Genomic DNA, 21483 nt, shown 5'->3' with positions numbered 1-21483 from the left:
CATTTAAACTGACCAATCAACGGCCTTTGCCCGCACACCAGATAAGCTCAGCCTCATTAACTGCCTTCTCAACTAAAGGAAGCATCTCTTCATAAACGATTTCCTCTGACTTTCTGATCTTCTCAGGAACAGGCTTTGTAACAGGATGCTTGGCTACGAAAATAGTACAGCAATCCTCGAAAGGCTCAATGGAAGTTTCATAAGTTCCGATCTTCTGTGAAACCTCAACGATCTGCTGTTTGTCAAAAGCTATAACAGGACGGTATACAGGAAGATTGCAAACTTCGTTTGTACATACAAGCGACTGCATGGTCTGGCTTGCTACCTGGCCGATGGATTCACCGGTGATAAGTGCGATACATCCGCGCTTCTCTGCAATAGCCTCTGCGATACGCATCATATATCGTCTCATGATGATGGTGAGCTCCTCGTGAGGACACTTCTCGTAGATTTTCAACTGAATATCAGTGAAGTTTACAACGTGAAGAGCGACTGCACCGGAGTAGAGTGCTACTTCATTTGCAAGATCAACTACTTTCTGCTTTGCACGCTCGGAAGTGTATGGAGGCGCATGGAAATAAGTGGCTTCAATGATAGCGCCGCGACGTGCGATCATATAACCTGCAACAGGGCTGTCGATTCCTCCGGAGAGAAGAAGCATGGCTTTTCCGTTTGTTCCGAGAGGCATACCGCCGACACCCGGAAGAATCTCTGAGTAGATATTGATGAACTGACGAATCTCGACATGAAGGACAACTTCAGGATTGTGAACATCTACAGAGGTGTTGGGGAACTTCTCGAGAATGTCGTGACCGAGTTCTGCGTCAATCTCGTTTGACTGCATGGGGAACTCTTTGTCTGCACGTCTGGTACTTACCTTGAAAGTGAGCTTACGATCGCCGTAAACCTCTGAAAAATACTCAAGAACCTTGTCTGAAACGGTCTTATAGTCATGTGTTGATTCCATCTGAATCATAGGACAGATGGAAACAATTCCGAAAACATGCTGAAGAGCATTGACTGTTTCGTCATAATCATAAGTCTCGGACTTGACTGTAACATAGATACGTCCGCGCTCGCGATACACTTTGAAATCGCCTTCTGCGCGCTCCAATTTCTTCCTGATGTCGTGAACAAGGGCATCCTCGAACACATAGCGGTTCTTTCCCTTTGTTCCGATCTCGGCGTACTTGATAAGAAAGCTTTGGTACTGCATAGAACTCCTTTGATTTGTTTTGTATAAGTCTTACGCACTGCTCTTGGGACACTATTACGATTCCGAACTTATACATTAAAAAAACGAGTGCGAGCAAAAGAGCACGCACTCATTTGACACTTGTTAATTTATCGCTACAATGATACGATATCAATTACTCTGCAATGATGTATGGTGTCAAAGCAGAAAGAATCTCATCCATACGATTTGCATCTGCGTGGATGTTAAGATCGATAGGCTTTGAAAGATCCAATGAGAAGATACCCATGATGGACTTTGCGTCAATTACATAACGGCCGGATACAAGATCGAAATCAACGTCCGGGAACTTTACAAGTTCATTGACAAATGATTTAACTTTATCGATAGAATTAAGTGAGATACGTACGGTTTTCACGATGAAATCCTCCTTAAAATAATATTCTTTAAATAGTAAGTAACGAAAAACTTACTTTAAAACAATTTTATCAACAAGGAACTTTAAAAGTCAATAGGATGCCAAAGGTTTCCCAATCAAAACATGGCATATGAGGCTGAATTATATATAAGATTTAGCAGGAAGTTAAAAAGAATAAGATGGAATTTAAAAATAAGAAAGCAGCCATGCATAACCTGGGCTGTAAGGTTAATTCATACGAAGCTGAGGCCATGGTTACCGAACTTAGAGAAGCAGGCGTCGAAATAGTATCCTGGGATACTGAAACTGCAGATATTTATATCATTAATACCTGTTCAGTGACAAATATCGCCGACCGTAAGTCAAGACAGATGATACATAAGGCTCGTGCCATGAATCCCGATGCGGTTGTTATAGCTGTGGGCTGCTATGTTCAGGCCAGATCCGAGGAACTCAGGGAGGATTCGGCCGTGGATATACTTGTGGGAAACAATGAAAAAAGCAGGATACTTCCCATATTGGAGAAATATTATATGGAGCACCCTGAAAAGAACTTTACCGTAAGTGAAGTTAAAGATATTTCATCGGAACATTATTATGAGGAGCTTAATGCTGGAGAGATATCAGATGAAGGCCGCGTTTTTATAAAAGTTCAGGATGGCTGCAATCAGTACTGCTCATACTGCATTATTCCTTATGTGCGTGGACGGATCAGATCAAGATCAGTACAAAATACATTAAAAGAAGTACAGGATTTCGCGGAACGCGGATATCATGAGATAGTACTGACGGGGATACATTTATCATCCTACGGTCTTGATTTTGATGACAGTAATTATGAGTATGCCATGAATCATGATATTCCTTCGGTTCATCTCGTGGAATTGATAAAAAGTGTGGCAGCTGTCAAGGGAATTGAAAGAGTAAGGCTCGGAAGTCTGGAGCCCCGTATCATAACAGAACAGTTTGTGGAAGAACTTAAGAAGATACCTGAGATATGCCCTCATTTTCACCTGTCTCTTCAGAGCGGTTGCGACCGTACACTGAAGGCTATGAACAGACATTATGATACAAAGGATTTCAGGAATTCTGTTGATATACTCAGACGAACATGGCCGAACGTATCTGTAACCACAGACGTTATAGTCGGTTTTCCGGGAGAGACTGAGGAGGATTTTGAAACTTCGTACCGTTTCATAGATGAAATCAGCTTTTATGAGCTGCATGTGTTTAAGTACAGCAGACGTCAGGGGACTGCTGCAGATAAAATGAAGGATCAGGTTCCTGATAAAATAAAGACCGAACGTTCGGAACGGCTTATAAGTCTTGACCGCTTAAAGTCGGAGGCATTCAGGAAGAATTTTATTGGAGAAAAGGATGATATCATACCTGAAGATGTGGTCGACATTCACGGAAAAAAATATTTACGCGGTTATAATAAATGTTATGTACGCTATTTGGTGCCGTTTACAGAAATTGAAGATCCGGAGAGTAAAATCGGACAAATAATCGAGGTGCAAGGCACAGATTTCTGTGAGACATGCGTACTTGCAATGCCGGTATAAATAGTATAAAATTAAAAAAGTTATTAAAAGGACGTGACAATATGAGTGATTTAGGCAGTACACAGATTATCAGACCGATGCAGGATTACGATTTGGATGTTACGGAAGTGTTGGCTCGTGTTTATGAAGCATTAACAGAGAAGGGCTACAATCCTATCAATCAGATCGTCGGATACATCATGTCCGGTGACCCTACATATATCACAAGTCATAAAGGAGCTCGCAGCCTTGTTATGAAGGTTGAACGTGATGAGATCCTTGAGGAACTTATGAAAACTTATGTTGAGGCTAAGCTCAACAAGTGAATTTGTGTGTCTTTAAAGAGTCTGTCCATCTTTGACAGGCTCTTTTATTTTATGAATATATTTGACGTTGTCGGATGATTCGTAGGACATGAAGAGACAGGGAATGATGGATATTGATTTGGATACATTATTTATTTGGAGATAATAAGTGAGGATATTAGGACTGGATTATGGGTCAAAGACCGTTGGAGTGGCTATAACCGACCCTATGGGTATAACTGTTCAGCCGTTTAAGACTATAGTGAGAGATCGGGAATCTAAGCTGCGAAAGACATTATCCGAGATACAGGATATAGTTGAAAACTATGATGTCGAAAAGATCGTATTGGGACTTCCTCTTAATATGGACGATACCGAGGGAGAGAGAGCACAGCTTACCCGTGCTTTTGCAGAAAAGCTGGCACTCAGGGTGTCGGTACCTATCGAGTTTACTGATGAAAGGCTTACAACTATGGAAGCCGCCGAGATACTTGATGAGAGTGGTATCAAAAGGAGTGAGCAGAAAAGGGTGATCGATCAGGTTGCTGCGCAGCTTATATTGGAACAATATCTGAGAGGCTGAAGGCCTGTCTATATAAAATCAGGAGTTAGGAGAATTACATGAAAAACACGATTCGATTAAAATCAGATGACGGTAATATCGAGCTGGAGATTCTTGAAGAGACTACGGTTCAGGGTGTGAATTATATTCTTGTGACAGATGCACCGGAAGGTGAAGATGGTGAATGCTATGTCATGAAGGACGTTTCCGGACCGGAAGATGATGAAGCAGACTATGAATTTGTTGATGATAAGGAATCAGAAGCGCTGATGCAGATATTCTCTGCACTCCTGGAAGGAGAAGGTATAACGATTGAAAAGTAATACAGATAAAGAGATTAAAGAAACTGTTGATTCGGGAGTTATGGATGTTCAGGTGAACACTTCTTCCGGAGAAGAGCGTCCACGCAGACCGAGAAGAAGAACGCCTCGCCGTAAAACGGTGGCTGACACAGAGGCGGCAGTTGCTGAGACTGCGGTTTCAGAAGAAACACAGAAGGAAGAAATAACAGAAGTAAAGACTGTAAGAAAAACCAGAAATTCAGGACAGCGCCGAAGAACAGTAAAGGGCGACGCTGAGGCTTCTGTTTCTGCAGACGCTGATTCCGTTTCTGCGGATGAAAACCGTGAGGCTGCTGCTCCTGAGAAAAGGGTTGGCAATAACAGACGAAGAAGACAAAAGTCTGATAAGAGTATGGTAAAGAAGAACGGTAAGGTCAGAATCATTCCGCTCGGCGGACTCGATCAGATAGGTATGAATATCACTGCCTTTGAGACAGATGACAGTATCATGATCGTTGACTGTGGACTTGCGTTCCCGTCCGGGGATATGTTGGGAATCGATCTTGTAATACCTGATATCACGTATCTGAAGAGCAATATATCAAAGGTTAAGGGATTTGTGATTACTCACGGACACGAGGATCATATAGGAGCTCTTCCTTATGTGCTTCAGCAGATAAAGGCGCCTGTATACGGAACAAAACTTACTATGGCGCTCATCGAAAACAAACTGAAGGAAAACGGCCTTGATCAGGTTATCGATATGAATGTGATACCATTTGGCGGTGTGGTTGATTTCGGTGATATCAAGGTTGAGTTTATTAAGACCAACCATTCTATTCAGGATGCTGCGGCATTTGCGATTTTCACTCCTGCAGGTACTATCGTTCATACAGGTGATTTCAAGATAGATTACACACCGGTATTTGGAGATCAGATCGATCTTCAGAGATTTGCCGAGCTTGGAAAGGCGGGAGTTCTTGCCATGATGTCCGACTCTACCAATGCAGGAAAGCCGGGTTCGACCATGTCAGAGCGCTCCGTAGGTGTGACTCTTGAAAGGATATTTGCCGAGCACAGAGAGAATCGAATCATAGTTGCAACATTTGCATCCAATGTTGACCGTGTTCAGCAGATCATAAACACTGCGGCAAAGCATGGACGCAAGGTGGTTGTGGAAGGCCGTTCCATGGTTAATGTTATCACTGTGGCTTCGGAACTTGACTATATCGATATTCCGGATGGAACGCTTATCGATATCGATCAGCTCAAGAATTATCCGGATGAGCAGACTGTACTTATCACCACAGGATCTCAGGGAGAGTCTATGGCAGCTCTTAGCCGAATGGCGGGCGGAATGCACAGGAAGGTGCGTATCAAGCCAAATGACGTTGTGGTGCTTTCGTCACATCCGATTCCCGGTAATGAAAAGGCAGTGGACAAGGTTGTTAACGAGCTTTGCATGCTTCATGCACATGTCATCCTTCAGGATACCCATGTTTCAGGTCATGCCTGTGCTGATGACATCAAGCTTCTGTATTCACTTGTTAAGCCGGAGTATGCTATTCCTGTCCACGGCGAGTATCATCATCGTATGGCAGCTGCGAAAATCTGTGAATCAGTGGGTGTTGACAAGGAAAAGTGTCTTCTTATCGAGAATGGAGATGTGCTTGAACTTTCTTCCAAGGATGGAAAGAACAAGGCGGAAATCAAAGAACATGTTCAGGCCGGAGGCGTATTTGTCGATGGTCTCGGAGTCGGGGATGTCGGTAATATAGTTCTGAGGGATCGTCAGAATCTCGCTCAGAATGGTATAATCGTTGTAGTTTTAACTTTGGAGAAGTATTCCGGACATCTTCTTGCAGGCCCTGATCTTGTTTCCCGCGGCTTTGTTTATGTCCGTGAGTCAGAGGATCTTATGGAAGAGGCAAGAGTTCATGTACAGGATGCGGTTGATGACTGTCTTGTACGTCATGTTAATGACTGGGGCAAGATCAAAAATATCATCAAGGATTCGCTAAGTGACTTCCTCTGGAAGCGTATAAAGAGAAATCCGGTCATTCTTCCGATTATCATGGAGGTTTAATGCATGGGGCATCAGGATACTATTGAGAGAGTTGCCAACTTTCTGATAGGCATCGCATGGCGTGTCATCGTCATTGCTCTTTTGGTTTATGCACTTATGAACGGAGTCCGGGCAGCTTACAGCTACGGCCACGGACTGCTGTATTCACACGCCATGGCGGGGGACAATGCTATAGATGAGGACTTTGTCATTTCTGAAGGGGATAAATCTGCAGATGTAGCCGAAAGACTTCTGAAAGAGGGGTTTATTGACAATGCTGATGCATTCAACGTTCAGGCTAAGCTGTATGAGGCTGAATTCGTTCCGGGTGTTTATACCATAAGTAAGTCTATGACTATGGTTGAGATAATTCAGCTTCTTACTCAGGAAGGGAAGAAGTATCAGGAGCTTGTGGACAAGAATCTGGTTGATGCGGAAGCTACTACTACAGCGGCTGCTGAGGTAGAGACTGACGCAAACGGAATTGAGGTTATCGGCGGAACCGAGGATGAGCAAATGATAGAACAGGATGCGGCAGATGCTGCACTCAGGTCTCAGGAGGCCGAGCAGTATGCCGGAGGTAATGCTTCAGCAGGTAATACGGCAGAAACCGATTCATCTCTCGGATGATTCCGAGAGGTATTATTGAAAATGAGGAAGTGGAGCTTTGATTGCAAATGAGAGACTGGTGAATTATATACATTCACTTGAACCCGATCGGAGTGAGCTTCTGGAAAATGTCAGAAAAGAAGCGCTTGCGGCGGAAATTCCTATCATAAGGGATGAAACAGCGGCGCTTCTTAAATGTTTCATAACCATGCTCCGTCCGAAGCGTATATTGGAGATAGGGACGGCAGTCGGATATTCAGCTCTCACTATGGCTCACGTCATGCCTTTGGATGCTGAGATAATAACTGTTGAGAACTATGAGCCGCGTGTGAAGACAGCAACCAGAAACATTTCCGGAAGTGTGTATCGGGACAGGATTCATCTGATAGATGATGATGCCGGTAAGATCATAAGAGAATTTGCTGCGGAAGGCCGGCAGTTTGATTTTATATTTATGGATGCCGCCAAGGCACAGTATATAGTGTGGCTTCCGGATATCATAAAGATGATGCCTGAGGGGGCTGTCCTTTTCAGCGACAATATACTTCAGGACGGCTCCATAGTTGACAGCCGGTATCAGATCAAGCGAAGAGACCGGACAATTCACAGTCGCATGAGAGAGTATCTTTTTGAACTTAAGCACATGGAGGTGCTTGAGACATCCATCCTTACCGATGGAGACGGTATATCGATCAGCGTGAAGAAATAGTAATATATATTTTCACAAGGAGAAAAGATGTTAAAAGAAACAGAGTTACTGATTCCTGCAGGTTCTTTGGATGTGCTTAAGACTGCAGTAAACTACGGTGCAAATGCAGTATATATCGGCGGTGAAGCCTTCGGACTTCGCGCCAATGCCAAGAACTTCAGTATTGATGAGATACGGGAGGGTGTAGCTTACGCACATGAGAGAAATGTCAAAGTATTTGTAACTGCGAACATTCTGGCACATAATGGTGATATGGATGAGGCCCGTGAATATTTCAAGGAGCTTTCTACAACAGGAATTGATGCTGTTCTGGTAGCCGATCCGGGAATGTTTATGATCGCCAAGGAAACATTACCTGAGAGTGTTGAACTTCATATCTCCACACAGGCAAACAATACCAACTACGAAACATTCCTATTCTGGTGGAAGATGGGGGCGAAGCGTGTGGTATGTGCCCGTGAGCTTAGTCTTAAGGAAATCAAGGAAATCAGAGAGCATATACCTGTGGAACTTGATATAGAAGCCTTTATTCACGGTGCTATGTGTATGTCATATTCAGGCCGCTGTATGCTCAGCAATTTCTTTACAGGAAGAGATGCCAATCGCGGAGAGTGTACACATCCATGCAGATGGAAGTATAATATCGTTGAAGAAAAGAGACCCGGGCAGTATTATCCTATATATGAGAATGACAGAGGAACCTTCATTTTCAATTCAAAGGATCTTTGCATGATAGAGCATGTACCTGAGCTTATAGAAGCAGGAATAGATTCTCTCAAGATTGAAGGAAGAATGAAGACGGCTCTTTATGTGGCTACGGTAGCAAGAACATATCGTAAGGCTCTGGATGATCTCAAGGAGAGCGAAGAAAAGTATCGTGCCAATATGGAGTGGTATAAGTCTGAGATAGCCAAGTGCACATATCGTGAGTTCACGACAGGCTTCTACTATGGTAAGCCTTCTCAGGAGGATCATATCTACGATAATAATACTTATGTTACAGGTTCTGTATATCTCGGCACTATCGAGAGAACAGAAGACGGATGGAGCTATCTTGAACAGAAAAACAAGTTTTCTGTAGGTGAGACTATCGAAATCATGAAGCCTAACGGTGATGATATACCTATCGAGGTTCTTGAGATACGTGATGCCGAGACTGATGTTCCACAGGAGTCCTGCCCGCATGCATGTCAGAAGATCAAGGTGAGATTTTCTGTTGCACCTGAGGCAAGAGACATCATCAGAAAGGAAACACCTGATAAGCAGGATGTTGACTAAAGAGAGAGGAGACACCTTTCTTTAAGGTGTTGACTGAAAAGTATGGAACTTATCTTTATAGCAATGGGAATAGCATCGCTTGCCTATGTAGCTGCGATCTTTGTAAATTATGGGCTGACCACATTTATGTGGTTTTGGCCCTTATTTGCGTTTATGAATTTTCTCATGTTTGCCCTTATCAGATATCTAAGGGTGAAACACAGGGATAAGAAAGAAATCAATCTTAAACCATATATTTTCTATTTCACTACTTATGGAATATGTGTCTGCACATTACTGAGTGTTCTTGCGGTCATTTTTTCCAATTCTGCAAGCAGGGTTCAGAATAATCTGGACTATGTTATAGTCGTCGGAACCGATCTGGTGGATAACAAAATTTCTAAATCACTGAAAAGAAGACTGGATAAAGCTCTGGAATATGCTGATGAAAATCCGAATACAGTATTTGTTCTTTCTGGCGGAAGAAGTGACTATGACAGAAGTACGGAAGCCACTGTTATGTATCAGTATATGATCAGGGAGGGCATTCCTGAGAAAAATCTTCTTCTTGAGTTCTACTCCGATTCAACACAGGAAAAAATCGGGTTTTCACTGAGAACCATTAATCAGGATCATGAGCAGAAGCTTATGGCCAATCGTGTAAGGCACAGTAATGTTACTCCGGTAAAGCGGAATCATTCAGAAGATGATATAATTAACGGAGTTGACCGTCCGTTATCTATAGGCATCATAACTTCAGAGTTTAATCTTTTCAGGGCAAGAGAGATAGCAAGAAGGTATGGAGTTCCGGATGCCTGTCCTATGGCGACAAAAACAGATGAACTTATGCTTGCACACCTTGCGGTGAGAGAGGCAGTTGCACTGTTTAAAGATAGACTGATAGGGAATATATAAGGTAGAGAGGAGAATGGCTTGATGAAAAACTATGAGCTGATTGAGACAAAAAGAATAGAGGAGCTGTCTACGGATGCCTGCATTTACAGGCACAGGAAGAGCGGTGCACGTATCTTCACCATGAAGAATGATGATGACAATAAGGTTTTCGGTATCGCATTCCGTACTCCGGCGGAGGACAGTACAGGTGTGGCTCATATAACCGAGCACTCCGTGCTTTGCGGATCTGAAAAGTTTCCGCTTAAGGATCCGTTTGTTGAACTGGCAAAGGGTTCACTTAACACATTCCTTAATGCCATGACATATCCGGATAAGACTGTTTATCCTATCGCATCAAGAAACGATAAGGATTTTGACAATCTGATGAATGTTTATATGGATGCAGTATTCCATCCCAATTCTGTGAAGGATCCACGTATTATGATGCAGGAGGGATGGCATTATGAGATGCAGGATGAGAAGGACGCGCTTATATATAACGGTGTTGTTTATAATGAGATGAAGGGCGTTTTCTCAAATCCGGAGTCAGTGCTTGAACGTTATATCATGCATGCACTTTTCCCGGATACTACTTATGGCAATGAATCCGGCGGAGATCCTGTGGATATCCCGGATCTGACTTTTGAAGATTTCAAGGCATTCCATGCCCGCTTCTATCATCCGTCCAATTCCTACATTTTCCTTTATGGAGATATGGATATGGAGAAGAAGCTGGACTGGCTTGATAAAGAGTATCTTTCAGCGTATTCTGCCATCGAACCCAACTCCGATATTGCATATCAGAAGCCTTTCGATAAGATGCACACAGAGGAAATTACTTATTCTGTAGGTGATAATGAACCTCTTGAGAAAAATACGTACCTGTCATGGAATGCTGTTGTTGATGCAGTGGACAGTAAGCTGAATATGGCATTTGATGTACTTGATTATGCACTTCTTTCATCACCGGGTGCTCCTCTTAAACAGGCTCTTTTGGATGCGGGTATCGGAGAAGACATATTCGGAGGCTTCCAGGATGGTATCAGACAGCCTTATTTTTCAGTAACGGCAAAGGGCACTGATAAGAAGGATAAAGATAAGTTCCTTGAGGTTATTGATACTACACTTAAGAAAATTGCCAGGGAAGGTCTTGACAAAAAGACTCTTCTTGCTGCCATTAATCATGATGAGTTCCAGTATAGAGAGGCTGATTACGGTCGGACTCCAAAGGGACTTGTTTATTCACTTACTTCGCTCGATACATGGCTGTACGGTGGTAAGCCATGGGATTATCTTGAGTGTGAAAAATACTATAAGGAACTTCGTGAGGATACAGAAAAGGGATATTTTGAGGCACTCATCGGGAAGTATCTTCTTGGCAATAAACATTCTGCACTTGTAATATGTGAGCCTGAACGTGGACTTACTGAGAAACGTGAGAAGCAGCTTGCAAAGAAACTTGCCGATATTAAGAAGAAAATGTCAAAGGCTGACATCAGGAAGTGCATTGATGACACAAGGATGCTTAAGGAGTATCAGGCAGAGCCTACCTCTGAAGAGGATTTAAAGAAACTTCCACTTTTAAGCATTAGTGATATCAGTAAGGAAGCAGAGAAATACAGCTGGAAGGAAGAACGACTTGCGGATACCCTTATTCTTAACACAGAGCTCAATACAAGAGGCATTGCCTACATCCGCTTTAATTTCAATACTTCTACGCTTACAGAAGAGGAACTTCAGTATGCAGGTTTCCTGAAGACCGTTCTTGGATATATGGACACAAGCAACCATACATTCCAGGATCTTACATCGGATATTCTGCTTAATGCAGGAGGCATAAACTTTGATACGAATGCATACCCTGACATTGATAATTACGGACACTATACCGGGGTGTTCAGTGTTGAGATAAAGCTTCTCTATGATGGCTTCAGATTTGGCTATGATATCGTCGATGAGATACTTCATACAACCAGATTTGAAGATAAGAAGAGAATGCAGGAGATTCTCAATGAATCACGTTCCCGTGAAAGAATGCGCGTAGAAGGTGCAAGCCACAGCTATGCTGTAAACAGAGCAACTTCATACTTCTCAGGAACGGGCAGATTTGCCGATCTGACAGGAGGAATCGCATATTATCAGTTTATTAACAGGATTTCAGAACAGTTCCGCAAGGACCCGGATGCACTTGTGAGAAAGCTGTGGGAGGTTTCGGACAAGCTTTTCCGTGCGGAGAATATGTTTGTCACCATAGCTGCAGAAAAGAACGGATATGAGGCATTTGCAAAGGGATTTGCAGCCTTTAAGAAGAGATTCAGTAAAGAAACAGAGGCTAAGAAGAACCGCTGCCTGAAGCTTGACAAGAAGTACAAGCCTTTTGAGAAAGCAGAGGCAAAAGTATCTCCACAGATACTTCTCTCAGGTAATCTCAATGAAGGCTTCAAGACACCTTCACAGGTAAACTATGTTGCAAGAACCGGACTGTATGATACAAAGAAGCTGCCATATACCGGTGCTCTCAGAGTACTCAAAGTCATCCTGAACTATCAGTATCTTTGGCTTAATCTGCGAGTAAAGGGAGGCGCTTACGGATGTATGTCCGGGTTCGGAAGATCCGGAGAGGGATACTTTGCATCCTACAGAGATCCACATCTCAAGGAGACTCTTGATATATATGAGGCTCTTCCGGAGTTTGTTCGTGAGTTCAGTACATCTGAACGTGATATGACAAAGTACATCATAGGTGCTGTTTCTGAACTTGATACACCGAGAACAAATTCTGCCAAGGCTGCACTTACCATAAGCGCATATATGTCAAATGTAACCAACGAGATGCTTCAGAAAGAAAGAGATCAGGTTATCGCTTCAAAGGAGAAGGATATCAGGGCTCTTGCGCCGTATATGGAGGCAATACTTAAAAAGGGAGCAGTCTGCACCATAGGAAACAGTCAGCTTATAGATGAGAATAAAAAAGAATTCCTGACAACAGAGGAACTGTTTAAATGATTTATTCCGGTGTCATAGTGAGGTCCATATCCCTGATATGTCACCGGATTTGATTAGCAAGTGAGAAATATAATGAGTGAAAAGAAAGTAAAAACCGGATTTGTTGCATTGGTTGGAAGACCAAATGTGGGCAAATCAACATTGATGAATCATGTCATCGGGCAGAAGATAGCCATCGTTTCCAACAAGCCTCAGACCACAAGAGGAAGGATACAGACAGTTTATGACGATGAACGCGGACAGATTATATTCCTTGATACCCCGGGTATTCATAAGGCCAAGAACAAGCTTGGAGAGTATATGGATAATGTTGCGGAAAAGACTCTTCAGGATGTTGACGTCGTAGTATGGCTCGTGGAACCAACCACATATATAGGAGCCGGAGAGCAACATATTGCTGAGGTTATAAAGGCGTCCAATAAGCCTAAGATACTTGTTGTCAACAAGATAGATACCATGAAAGATAAGCCCGATGAGCTTGATGCTGCCATAGAGAAGTATAAGTCTCTCATGGAGTTTGACGAGATAGTTCCGCTTTCTGCAATGCGCGCGCAGAATATAGAGGGCTTCAAGAAGGCAGTTTTTAAATACCTGCCGGAAGGTCCAAGATACTATGATCAGGATACGGTCACGGATCAGTCCATGAGAGAGATAGCTGCGGAGCTTATCCGTGAACAGGCTCTGAGAAAGCTCCAGGATGAAGTACCTCATGGTATAGCTGTTCTGATAGATCAGATGCATCAGAGATCAGATGGTATGTGGGATATCAAGGCTACAATAGTCTGTGAGAGAGATGCACATAAGGGTATCATCATAGGCAAGGGTGGATCCATGCTGAAGCGTATAGGTACAGGAGCGCGTATACAGATAGAGAAGATGACTGGTGACAGAGTGAACCTTCAGCTTTTTGTAAAGGTACGTAAGGACTGGAGAGATTCCGATACATTCCTGAGAAATTACGGGTATAAAGACGAAAGTTGATTGATCTTATGAGAGATGAACTTGAACTTCACGGGGTGGTGCTTTGTTCTGCGCCATCCCGTGACTTTGATAAAAGACTGTCTGTTTTGACAAATGAGTGCGGTAAGATAACCGTATGGGCATCCGGAGCAAAGAAAACCGGGTCACAGCTTATGGCCGGTACCAGAAATTTTGTATTCGGAACATTTTCCGTTACAAAAGGAAGAAGCGGTTACAACCTGAAATCTGTTAAAGTTAATAATTACTTTGAAGAGATCGCCAATGACCTTGTGAATGCCTGCTACGGATCATATATTCTGGAATTTGCCGATTATATCGCTCAAGAGAATCTTGAGGCGACTGAGACAGTGAATCTTATATACATGTCTTTGAAAGCAATACTCAATCCGAATCTTGACAATGATCTGGTTCGAAGGATATTTGAACTTAGACTTTTATATATAAGCGGTGAATATACCGAAGAACCGCCTATACCCTGCAGCCAGGCATGCAGGTTTGCATGGCAGTTTGTGCTTGGAACACCTGTGATGAAACTCTATACATTTACGCTTAAGGATGAGGTAATGTATGAGTTTTCGCAAAATATCGATATGCTGCTGAAGGGTGTAATGCCGCATAATTTCAGATCACTGGAGATACTTAAGACATTGAAGTGAGCATGAAACTGTAGAATAAGATCTGAATCAGACTGATAGGGCTGGTGTTTATAAGCCATATCAGTCTGATTTTTTGCTGGATTTTTTGAGCTTCAGGATGTATAGTGAAAAGCAACGCGAAAAGCGGAAATAATAACTATATACTTTATTCTTAGCCGCACTCCGGCGGCAGAAAGAGGAAAAAATGGCAAAAGAATACACAATGGACACAATCGTTTCCCTTGCAAAGTCAAGAGGATTTGTTTATCCGGGCTCAGAGATCTACGGCGGACTCGCCAACACATGGGATTATGGTAATCTTGGTGTTGAGCTGAAGAACAACGTTAAGAAGGCCTGGTGGAAGAAGTTCATTCAGGAGTCAAAGTACAATGTAGGTATTGATTGTGCTATCCTTATGAACCCTCAGACATGGATTGCATCAGGACATCTTGCATCTTTCTCTGATCCTCTTATGGACTGTAAGGAATGTCACGAGAGATTCCGTGCTGACAAGATCATCGAGGATTTCGCGGCTCAAAATGCTATGGAGCTTAATGGTTCCGTAGACGGATGGAGCAACGAGGAGATGGAGAAATTCATCGAGGATAACAAGGTAGAGTGCCCAACTTGTGGTAAGCATAATTTCACAGGTATCCGTCAGTTCAATCTTATGTTTAAGACCTTCCAGGGTGTAACAGAGGATGCAAAGAATGCGGTTTACCTTCGCCCTGAGACTGCACAGGGTATCTTTGTAAACTTCAAGAATGTTCAGAGAACATCACGTAAGAAGCTTCCTTTCGGCATCGGTCAGATCGGTAAGTCATTCCGTAATGAGATCACACCTGGTAACTTTACATTCCGTACAAGAGAGTTTGAGCAGATGGAGCTTGAGTTCTTCTGCAAGCCGGATACAGATCTTGAGTGGTTTGCTTACTGGAAGCAGTTCTGTCAGGACTGGCTCCTGAGCCTTGGTATGCCTAAGGAGATGCTTCGTGCAAGAGATCATGAGAAGGAAGAGCTCAGCTTCTACTCAAAGGCAACAACAGACCTTGAGTTCCTTTTCCCGTTCGGTTGGGGCGAGCTTTGGGGTATCGCTGACAGAACCAACTATGACCTTGGACGTCATGCAGAGGTTTCGGGTCAGGATATGACATATTTTGATGATGAGACAAACGAGCATTATATTCCATATGTAGTAGAGCCATCTCTCGGCGCTGACCGTGTGACTCTCGCATTCCTTTGCGCAGCATATGATGTTGAGGAGCTTGAGGGTGGTGATGAGAGAACAGTTCTTCATTTCCATCCTGCACTTGCACCTGTAAAGATCGGTATCCTTCCACTTTCAAAGAAGCTTGCTGAGGGTGCACAGGCTATACACGACGAACTTGCCAAGTACTGGTATGTTGAGTACGATGACAGAGGAAACATCGGAAAGAGATACAGAAGACAGGATGAGATCGGAACTCCTTACTGCGTAACATATGATTTTGATTCAGAGACAGATCACTGTGTTACTATTCGTGAGAGAGATTCCATGAAGCAGGAGCGTATCCCTATCGATCAGCTTAAGAGCTACTTTGAGGAGAAGCTTGCATTCTAAGTGCATCATAAGTAAAATCGCATAATAACTATCAGATCCGGTATGAACATTCGGTTCATGCCGGATTTTTCTTTATAAACTGAGGTTTTCTTATATTAAGAATTTATAGTTATGTTATAATTAATCGATAAATAAAGTATAAAGAGTTTATCTTCAGTTATATGCTGTTTTTATATAGATTGTATGTTGGTGTCAGATAAAAAGTATAAAAACAGCATTGACAGATGAGGTATGACAGATGAGTTTGGAATTTGCTATATAGATTGTGTAAACTTTTGGTCTGATATTAAAGGAGGATAGGTTCTTTATTGAATATATTGATGGACAGTGTAGCTGATCTGAGGGATGACAAATGAAACATGTTGGTCTTATGGGGCGAGTGGCAGTAAGCTTTTGTATAAGTACGATCTTGCCTTTGATTTTGATGTATCTGATGTTCATGGGTTATACAACCATGAGTATGAATGTGGTAACGCTTATAGTGGCGGGTCTTTTCTTTATAGGCTGGATATACATGGGCATAGTTAAGCCGGTTGATGAACTTAAGGCAGCCGCCAGAAGGATAGAGTCGGGAGACCTTGATTTTACTCTTGAAGCGGAGACCAATGATGAGTTTGGTGAACTGATGCAGGCATTTGACGAGATGCGTATGAGGCTGAAGGAAACTCAGGACGAGAAGATACGTAATGATAATGCCAACAGGGAACTGATAACCAACATTGCCCATGATCTTAAAACGCCTCTTACAGCAATCAAAGGTTATTCAGAAGGAATACTTGACGGCATTGCCCAGAGTCCTGAGATGCAGAAAAAGTACATCCAGACTATCAACATAAAAGCCAATGATATGGACAGGCTCATTGATGAGTTAAGGTACTATGTCAAAGTTGAGTCCAATAAGATTCCTTATGATTTCCAGCATATGAGAGTTCAGGACTATTTTCAGGATTGTGCTGATGAGATAGGGCTCGATATGGAATCCCAGGGCATAGATTTCACATTTGAAAACAGCATCGATAAAGATGTTGAGATGATTGCGGATCCTGAACAACTTAGAAAAGTAATAAACAATATTATCTCCAATTCCGTCAAATACATGGATAAAGATTACAGGAAGATAGCATTGACGCTGGAAGACGCCGGAGACTTCATACAGGTTAATATAACGGATAACGGAAAAGGCATAGCCAAAACGGATTTGCCATACATATTCCAAAGGTTTTTCAGAGCTGACAGCTCGAGAAATTCAATGAAGGGAGGATCCGGAATAGGTCTTTCTATAGTTAAAAAGATAGTAGAGGACAGCGGAGGACGTATTTGGGCATCCTCGGTTGAAGGTGATGGAACAACGATACATTTTGTTTTACGTAAGTATATTCGAAGCGTACAGGAGGTACTGATCGATGGATGATGAGAAGAAGAGAATTCTGATAGTTGAGGATGAACAGTCTATAGCTGAACTGGAGAGAGACTATCTGGAACTCTCCGGGTTTTTGGTAACTATCACGGGAGATGGAGAAAAGGGACTTGATATGGCGCTTAATGAAAACTATGACCTTATCATTCTTGATCTCATGCTTCCCGGAAGAGACGGATTCGAGGTATGCAAGGACATTCGTGCAGTTAAGGATATTCCTATCATCATTGTATCAGCAAGAAAGGACGACATCGACAAAATCAGAGGTCTTGGTTTGGGAGCGGATGACTACATGACCAAACCTTTTTCTGCATCAGAACTGGTTGCAAGGGTAAAAGCTCATCTTGCAAGATATGAGAGACTCATAGGAACAGGCAAGGAAGAGAATGACATGATAGAGATCCGTGGCCTAAAGATCGATCCTGCGGCAAGACGTGTATGGGTGACAGGAGATGAAAAGATTTTCACTACCAAAGAATTTGATCTTTTGTATTTCCTTGCATCCCATCCGAACCATGTCTACACAAAGGCGGAGCTCTTTAAGGAGATATGGAAGATGGATTCGGTCGGTGATATTGCTACAGTAACTGTGCATATCAAGAAGATAAGAGAAAAGATAGAGATGGATACTGCAAAGCCCCAGTATATAGAAACAATATGGGGAGTCGGATACAGATTTAAGGTTTGATGTTTCCGAATGGAGCAAAGTCAAATTTGCACTATTTCCGGCTGTGAATATATTTTTATAAATGATACTTTCAAAACCACAATCGGGATTTGCAAAACAGAGTGGGGTATCAGGAGCTGTTAAGGGTCAGACGTTATGGTCTGGCCCTTTTGCGTAAATTTTAGTAATCACTTAAATAAGGATATTCCGGGCGGTATTATCGTAAAGAAATGCTTCAAGATAACAGTCCGTGTTTAGTCCGATACAGACTGGCTGGAATGTCAGGATGCGAAATAATCTTATCGGGATGGGATGTCATTTTAACAGTGGTAATTTTGCACATATTAGGGTGACGAAACAAAATATCCGTTTCAGGCCATGAAATAAAAAATATTTTCTAAAAATCCCTGATATAAAGCCTTAGATATTCTTTGATTTTCTTAGAATTTCCAAGGCTTTTTTGATGAGTGAAAAATTTTTTCGAAATGTAAACGCTTACATCAATAAGTGTACTTTACTAAAAAATATTCGTCGAGTATAATCTCAAATGGTGATTTTATCTGACTCAAGGGGATAAATCACGAGTAATTTTGTAAGGTTTGTCATGGGTGTTTTTACAAAAAGACAATCGTATGCAAAAGGCTCATAAATATATGTTTGCTTAGGAGGAGAAAGCAATGGCTAAGAAATGGGTTTATACCTTCAAAGAAGGTAACATGTCTATGAGAAACTTGCTTGGAGGTAAGGGTGCTAACCTTGCTGAGATGACTGAGATCGGTCTTCCTGTTCCACAGGGTTTCACAATTACTACAGAGGCTTGTACACAGTACTATGAGGATGGTCGTAAGATTAACGATGAGATCATGAGCCAGGCTATGGAAGGTGTAGCATGGATGGAGAAAGAGAACGGAAAGAAGTTCGGTGATCTTCAGAATCCTCTTCTTGTATCGGTTCGTTCAGGTGCACGTGCATCAATGCCTGGTATGATGGACACTATTCTCAATCTTGGTCTTAATGACGAAGTCGTTGCTGCTATGATCAAGGGCAATCCTGATCCTGCATTTGAGCGTTTTGTATATGATTCATATCGTCGTTTCATTCAGATGTTCTCAGACGTAGTTATGGAAGTTGGTAAGAAGTATTTCGAGCAGCTTATCGACAAGATGAAAGAGAAGAAGGGCGTTAAGTTCGACGTTGACCTTACAGCAGCTGACCTTAAGGAGCTTGCAGAGCAGTTCAAGGCTGAGTACAAGAATCAGCTTGGCAAGGATTTCCCTTCAGATCCTGTAGAGCAGTTAAAACTTGCTATCGAGGCTGTATTCCGTTCATGGGACAACCCACGTGCCAACGTATATCGTCGTGATAACGATATTCCTTATTCATGGGGAACAGCTGTAAATGTTATGCCGATGGTATTCGGTAACCTTAACAACCAGTCAGGTACAGGTGTTGCATTTACACGTGATCCGGCTACAGGTGAGAACAAGCTCATGGGTGAGTTCCTTATCAATGCTCAGGGCGAGGACGTAGTTGCAGGTGTTCGTACACCTATGCCTATCGCTCAGATGGAGAAGGAGTTCCCTGAGGCTTATGCAGAGTTCATCAAGGTTTGTGAGACTCTTGAGAACCACTATCATGACATGCAGGATATGGAGTTCACAGTTGAGAACAAGAAGCTCTACATGCTCCAGTGCCGTAACGGTAAGAGAACAGCTCCTGCAGCTCTCAAGATCGCTTGTGATCTCGTAGACGAGGGACATAAGACACCTGAAGAGGCTGTCGCTATGATCGATCCTCGTAACCTTGATACACTTCTTCATCCTCAGTTCGATGCTGCTGCTCTTAAGGCTGCAACACCACTTGGAAAGGGACTTGGTGCTTCTCCGGGAGCTGCCTGCGGTAAGGTTGTATTCACAGCTGATGATGCTGTAGAGTGGGCTGCAAGAGGGGAGAAGGTAGTTCTCGTTCGTCTTGAGACTTCACCTGAGGATATCACAGGTATGAAGGCTGCTCAGGGTATCCTTACAGTTCGTGGTGGTATGACATCACACGCTGCCGTTGTTGCCCGTGGTATGGGTGAGTGCTGCGTATCAGGTTGCGGCGACATCATCATGGATGAGGAGAACAAGAAGTTCACTCTCGGCGGCAAGGAATTCCACGAGGGAGATTTCATCTCTATCGATGGTACAACAGGTAACATTTACGATGGAAAGATCGCAACAGTTGATGCTCAGATCGCAGGTGAGTTTGGCCGTATCATGGCATGGGCTGATGAGTTCAGAAAGCTTAAGGTTCGTACAAATGCTGATACACCTGCTGATGCCAAGAAAGCAAGAGAGCTCGGCGCTGAGGGTATCGGTCTCTGCCGTACAGAGCATATGTTCTTTGAGGAAGACAGAATTGCTGCATTCCGTGAGATGATCTGCTCAGATACAGTTGAGGAGAGAGAGGAAGCTCTTGAGAAGATCCTTCCATATCAGCAGAATGACTTCAAGGCTCTCTATGAGGCTCTTGAGGGTTGCCCTGTAACAATCAGATTCCTTGACCCACCTCTTCACGAGTTCGTTCCTACAACAGAGGATGAGATCAAGAAGCTTGCTGATGCTAAACATAAGTCTGTGGAAGAGATCAAGGCTATCATCAATTCTCTTCATGAGTTTAACCCTATGATGGGTCACAGAGGATGCCGTCTTGCAGTTACATATCCTGAGATTGCAAAGATGCAGACAAAGGCTGTTATCCGTGCAGCTCTTGAGGTTCAGAAGAACCATCCTGAGTGGAATGTTAAGCCTGAGATCATGATCCCGCTTGTATGCGAGGTTAAGGAGCTTAAGTTCGTTAAGAACATCGTAGTTGAAACAGCAGATGCTGAGATTGCAGCTGCAGGAGCAGATCTTAAGTACGAGGTTGGTACAATGATCGAGATCCCAAGAGCGGCTCTTACTGCTGACGAGATCGCCAAGGAGGCTGACTTCTTCTGTTTCGGTACAAACGACCTTACACAGATGACATTCGGATTCTCTCGTGATGATGCAGGTAAGTTCCTTAATGCTTACTATGATACAAAGATATTTGAGTCAGATCCATTCGCTAAGCTTGATCAGACTGGTGTTGGTAAGCTTATGGAGATGTCACTCAAGCTTGGAAAGCCTGTAAACTCTGCTCTTCATGTAGGTATCTGTGGTGAGCACGGTGGTGATCCATCATCTGTAGAGTTCTGCCACGAGATCGGCCTTGACTATGTATCATGTTCACCGTTCCGTGTACCTGTAGCACGTCTTGCAGCTGCTCAGGCACAGATCAAGAACCCAAGAAAGTAATAGTTACAAATCAATTAA

The 21483-nt window shown here is 42.9% G+C and carries 18 protein-coding genes; 16 read left to right on the top strand and 2 right to left on the bottom strand.

The window, feature by feature from the left end; genetic code table 11:
• Window positions 1–16: 16 nt before the first annotated feature.
• A complete protein-coding gene (gene thiI, locus BM294_RS07005; protein WP_091206132.1) occupies window positions 17–1216 on the bottom strand; it encodes a tRNA uracil 4-sulfurtransferase ThiI in 1200 nt (399 codons plus the stop codon).
• Window positions 1217–1370: 154 nt separating this feature from the next.
• Window positions 1371–1613, bottom strand: a complete 243-nt coding sequence (locus tag BM294_RS07000; RefSeq protein WP_091206130.1) for an HPr family phosphocarrier protein — start codon at window positions 1611–1613, stop codon at window positions 1371–1373.
• Between the two features lie 179 nt (window positions 1614–1792).
• Here BM294_RS07000 and mtaB point away from each other — a divergent pair, with 179 nt between their 5' ends.
• From mtaB to ppdK, 16 genes are all read left to right on the top strand, one after another.
• Entirely contained in the window at window positions 1793–3178 is a 1386-nt protein-coding gene (gene mtaB, locus BM294_RS06995) for a tRNA (N(6)-L-threonylcarbamoyladenosine(37)-C(2))-methylthiotransferase MtaB (RefSeq protein ID WP_091206128.1), read from the top strand.
• 41 nt (window positions 3179–3219) lie between these two features.
• Complete coding sequence (locus BM294_RS06990) at window positions 3220–3483, top strand: IreB family regulatory phosphoprotein (RefSeq protein ID WP_091206125.1); 264 nt, start codon at window positions 3220–3222, stop codon at window positions 3481–3483.
• A 148-nt stretch (window positions 3484–3631) separates the two neighbouring features.
• A complete protein-coding gene (gene ruvX, locus BM294_RS06985; RefSeq protein WP_091206122.1) occupies window positions 3632–4045 on the top strand; it encodes a Holliday junction resolvase RuvX in 414 nt (137 codons plus the stop codon).
• Window positions 4046–4083: 38 nt separating this feature from the next.
• Window positions 4084–4347: a DUF1292 domain-containing protein gene (locus BM294_RS06980; protein ID WP_091206117.1), complete on the top strand. Its 264-nt coding sequence runs from the start codon at window positions 4084–4086 to the stop codon at window positions 4345–4347.
• 370 nt (window positions 4348–4717) lie between these two features.
• Window positions 4718–6391 (top strand): ribonuclease J, encoded by a 1674-nt coding sequence (locus tag BM294_RS06975; protein WP_091206337.1) that lies wholly within the window; start codon window positions 4718–4720, stop codon window positions 6389–6391.
• A 3-nt stretch (window positions 6392–6394) separates the two neighbouring features.
• Window positions 6395–7000: an endolytic transglycosylase MltG gene (locus tag BM294_RS06970; protein WP_091206114.1), complete on the top strand. Its 606-nt coding sequence runs from the start codon at window positions 6395–6397 to the stop codon at window positions 6998–7000.
• A 37-nt stretch (window positions 7001–7037) separates the two neighbouring features.
• Window positions 7038–7688 (top strand): O-methyltransferase, encoded by a 651-nt coding sequence (locus tag BM294_RS06965; RefSeq protein WP_091206112.1) that lies wholly within the window; start codon window positions 7038–7040, stop codon window positions 7686–7688.
• A 27-nt stretch (window positions 7689–7715) separates the two neighbouring features.
• Window positions 7716–8966, top strand: a complete 1251-nt coding sequence (locus tag BM294_RS06960) for a peptidase U32 family protein (protein WP_091206109.1) — start codon at window positions 7716–7718, stop codon at window positions 8964–8966.
• Between the two features lie 42 nt (window positions 8967–9008).
• Complete coding sequence (locus BM294_RS06955; RefSeq protein ID WP_091206107.1) at window positions 9009–9860, top strand: YdcF family protein; 852 nt, start codon at window positions 9009–9011, stop codon at window positions 9858–9860.
• 21 nt (window positions 9861–9881) lie between these two features.
• Window positions 9882–12845, top strand: coding sequence for an insulinase family protein (locus tag BM294_RS06950; RefSeq protein WP_091206104.1), 2964 nt, complete (start codon window positions 9882–9884; stop codon window positions 12843–12845).
• 72 nt (window positions 12846–12917) lie between these two features.
• Window positions 12918–13826 carry a GTPase Era gene (era, locus tag BM294_RS06945; RefSeq protein WP_091206101.1) on the top strand — a complete coding sequence of 303 codons (909 nt, stop codon included), beginning with the start codon at window positions 12918–12920 and terminating at the stop codon, window positions 13824–13826.
• An 8-nt stretch (window positions 13827–13834) separates the two neighbouring features.
• Window positions 13835–14482, top strand: a complete 648-nt coding sequence (recO, locus tag BM294_RS06940) for a DNA repair protein RecO (protein ID WP_091206335.1) — start codon at window positions 13835–13837, stop codon at window positions 14480–14482.
• 184 nt (window positions 14483–14666) lie between these two features.
• Window positions 14667–16061: a glycine--tRNA ligase gene (locus BM294_RS06935; protein WP_091206098.1), complete on the top strand. Its 1395-nt coding sequence runs from the start codon at window positions 14667–14669 to the stop codon at window positions 16059–16061.
• 352 nt (window positions 16062–16413) lie between these two features.
• Window positions 16414–17472, top strand: coding sequence for a sensor histidine kinase (locus BM294_RS06930; protein ID WP_091206096.1), 1059 nt, complete (start codon window positions 16414–16416; stop codon window positions 17470–17472).
• Complete coding sequence (locus BM294_RS06925) at window positions 17465–18166, top strand: response regulator transcription factor (protein ID WP_091206093.1); 702 nt, start codon at window positions 17465–17467, stop codon at window positions 18164–18166. The genes BM294_RS06930 and BM294_RS06925 overlap by 8 nt, the downstream gene beginning before the upstream one ends.
• 656 nt (window positions 18167–18822) lie before the next feature.
• A complete protein-coding gene (gene ppdK, locus BM294_RS06920; protein WP_091206090.1) occupies window positions 18823–21465 on the top strand; it encodes a pyruvate, phosphate dikinase in 2643 nt (880 codons plus the stop codon).
• Window positions 21466–21483 lie beyond the last annotated feature (18 nt).

The sequence above is a fragment of the Oribacterium sp. WCC10 genome (genome assembly GCF_900113415.1).
In the GTDB taxonomy this organism is placed as follows: domain Bacteria; phylum Bacillota; class Clostridia; order Lachnospirales; family Lachnospiraceae; genus Oribacterium.
Note: the sequence above shows the minus strand (reverse complement) of the source record. Positions and strands in the feature narration are given on the sequence as shown.